Below are 3,199 nucleotides of genomic sequence, written 5' to 3'. Positions count from 1 at the left end.
CTAGCGGGGGAGGCGGGCGTCTGGCCGGGGGGGCCGACAGCGCTTGGGACGGCGCGCCCCCCAGGGTGGCGGAGTGCGGAGGAGGGCCCCCGAGGGAGGCCGCCAGGGAGGGCTCCAAGGCGCCCTCCGGAGCCCGCCGGCGGGCAAACTTTTTTTCAGATTTTTTGCCGGGCGGGCTCGTTCGATGTGCCCGGCGGCTTTCTAAATGGCTGGAATCGTGGGTGTTTTCTCGCTGATCCGCTGTGCGACGATTTGTTGACGATTGGCGTTGACAGGCCGGAAGGTGGGGCCTATAACCCCAACCACTGAGCGCGGCGCCGCCGGGTCACTGACCAAGGCGAGCGAACGCGCCACTGATGCTCCTCACCTTGTTGAGTGACACAACAGCCGACACCAGTCGGTTGGAGTTCATCCATCGTCGGTAAGGGTGTCGGAACCCTTCCTCTCAGGAAGGTTGAGGCCTCCATGGTCTCGGGCTGTTTGACAAGTGAAGATGAAGAAAGAGAAACGTGGACGGCGGAGTCCTTGCGGGTCTCGCTTCCGAGAAGCTTCGGCTTTTCTGATCGAGACCGGACGAAAGACTTCGGCGGTACACGTTTTAAAGGAAACACCATCGTTGCCAGCGATGTGAATCGCGGGCAGCACATCGACTTCGGTCGATAATGGTGGGACCTCGTCAAACGTTGTGATCAGCCGGTTCAAAGTTCAAGTCCAACTTGAGAGTTTGATCCTGGCTCAGAGCGAACGCTGGCGGCAGGCTTAACACATGCAAGTCGAGCGGGCGTAGCAATACGTCAGCGGCAGACGGGTGAGTAACGCGTGGGAACGTACCTTTTGGTTCGGAACAACACAGGGAAACTTGTGCTAATACCGGATAAGCCCTTACGGGGAAAGATTTATCGCCGAAAGATCGGCCCGCGTCTGATTAGCTAGTTGGTGAGGTAATGGCTCACCAAGGCGACGATCAGTAGCTGGTCTGAGAGGATGATCAGCCACATTGGGACTGAGACACGGCCCAAACTCCTACGGGAGGCAGCAGTGGGGAATATTGGACAATGGGGGCAACCCTGATCCAGCCATGCCGCGTGAGTGATGAAGGCCCTAGGGTTGTAAAGCTCTTTTGTGCGGGAAGATAATGACGGTACCGCAAGAATAAGCCCCGGCTAACTTCGTGCCAGCAGCCGCGGTAATACGAAGGGGGCTAGCGTTGCTCGGAATCACTGGGCGTAAAGGGTGCGTAGGCGGGTCTTTAAGTCAGGGGTGAAATCCTGGAGCTCAACTCCAGAACTGCCTTTGATACTGAAGATCTTGAGTCCGGGAGAGGTGAGTGGAACTGCGAGTGTAGAGGTGAAATTCGTAGATATTCGCAAGAACACCAGTGGCGAAGGCGGCTCACTGGCCCGGTACTGACGCTGAGGCACGAAAGCGTGGGGAGCAAACAGGATTAGATACCCTGGTAGTCCACGCCGTAAACGATGAATGCCAGCCGTTAGTGGGTTTACTCACTAGTGGCGCAGCTAACGCTTTAAGCATTCCGCCTGGGGAGTACGGTCGCAAGATTAAAACTCAAAGGAATTGACGGGGGCCCGCACAAGCGGTGGAGCATGTGGTTTAATTCGACGCAACGCGCAGAACCTTACCAGCCCTTGACATGTCCAGGACCGGTCGCAGAGATGTGACCCTCTCTTCGGAGCCTGGAGCACAGGTGCTGCATGGCTGTCGTCAGCTCGTGTCGTGAGATGTTGGGTTAAGTCCCGCAACGAGCGCAACCCCCGTCCTTAGTTGCTACCATTTAGTTGAGCACTCTAAGGAGACTGCCGGTGATAAGCCGCGAGGAAGGTGGGGATGACGTCAAGTCCTCATGGCCCTTACGGGCTGGGCTACACACGTGCTACAATGGCGGTGACAATGGGATGCTAAGGGGCGACCCTTCGCAAATCTCAAAAAGCCGTCTCAGTTCGGATTGGGCTCTGCAACTCGAGCCCATGAAGTTGGAATCGCTAGTAATCGTGGATCAGCACGCCACGGTGAATACGTTCCCGGGCCTTGTACACACCGCCCGTCACACCATGGGAGTTGGTTTTACCTGAAGACGGTGCGCTAACCCGCAAGGGAGGCAGCCGGCCACGGTAGGGTCAGCGACTGGGGTGAAGTCGTAACAAGGTAGCCGTAGGGGAACCTGCGGCTGGATCACCTCCTTTCTAAGGATGATCCTTCAGCGAGCTCACGCTCACTATCGGATCGTTTTAGAAACATCAGTGGCCAACAGATCGCCAGATCGTTGAGCTGCATTGGCGGGATTTCGCCGTCTTCGTTTCTCTTTCTTCGCGGACGAACACGCGCTGGGCCTGCATCAAGCAGGATCCCACGGTCCCTGACGGGATATGCGTTAGGGGCTTGTAGCTCAGTTGGTTAGAGCGCGCGCTTGATAAGCGTGAGGTCGGAAGTTCAAGTCTTCCCAGGCCCACCACTTTCATCGAGTGAGCATTCGTCTTCTGGTTACGGGGCCATAGCTCAGCTGGGAGAGCGCGTGCTTTGCAAGCATGAGGTCGTCGGTTCGATCCCGTCTGGCTCCACCAGATGGTTTGATCACCGAGATCTTGCACCGTCGTCCGCGAAACATCACTTCGCATCCTGCTAGTCTGGATAGACAGCAAGATGCGTGTTTTCTGACATCGTAAAGAGGAGATCGATCCGAGTTGGGTCGCGCAGCAGATTGTTGCGCGAACCTTCATTATCTCCGGATCATTTTCGGCGCTCGCTTTCAGCCGTGAGGTTGAATGCGAGTTGTAAAATGATCCTTTTAGCGAAGCTTGACCGCCTCGCTATCGGAACGATCTTACGAAGCAAGCTGGTCTTTCTAGTCAATGTCCGGCTGCACGTAGCATTCATCGAGGGTGCGCGCCGTAAGGCAATCGTGCAGACAACATTCTGCCGAGTGTGTGGACATTGATAATGAGAGCAATCAAGTGCCTTAAGGGTGTTCGGTGGATGCCTTGGCGCTGAGAGGCGATGAAGGACGTGCTACGCTGCGATAAGCCGTGGGGAGCTGCGAAGAAGCTTTGATCCGCGGATTTCCGAATGGGGAAACCCACCTTCGATAGCCGGAACTCCAAGACCTTGTGTTTTGGTGTTCGACCAGAAATGATCGGGACCATGACCCTAGAGGTTTTGGATTTCCGGTTATCAAGAGAAGGTA

General features: G+C 56.2%; 2 tRNA genes and 2 rRNA genes (1 of these 4 cut by a window edge). All 4 read left to right on the top strand.

Annotation, left to right across the window (positions count from 1 at the left end):
- Positions 1-712 precede the first annotated feature (712 nt).
- Positions 713-2,201 (top strand): 16S ribosomal RNA (locus I6F16_RS16005).
- Positions 2,202-2,393: 192 nt separating this feature from the next.
- Positions 2,394-2,470, top strand: a tRNA-Ile gene (locus tag I6F16_RS16000).
- A gap of 33 nt (positions 2,471-2,503) precedes the next feature.
- A tRNA-Ala gene (locus tag I6F16_RS15995) sits at positions 2,504-2,579 on the top strand.
- Positions 2,580-2,963: 384 nt separating this feature from the next.
- Positions 2,964-3,199, top strand: a 23S ribosomal RNA gene (locus I6F16_RS15990); it runs 2,611 nt beyond the window's last position.
- The 16S and 23S rRNA genes sit together here with 2 tRNA genes alongside, the layout of an rRNA operon.

The sequence above is a fragment of the Bradyrhizobium sp. IC4060 genome (assembly GCF_020193715.1).
Taxonomy (GTDB): domain Bacteria; phylum Pseudomonadota; class Alphaproteobacteria; order Rhizobiales; family Xanthobacteraceae; genus Bradyrhizobium; species Bradyrhizobium yuanmingense.
Note: the sequence above shows the minus strand (reverse complement) of the source record. Positions and strands in the feature narration are given on the sequence as shown.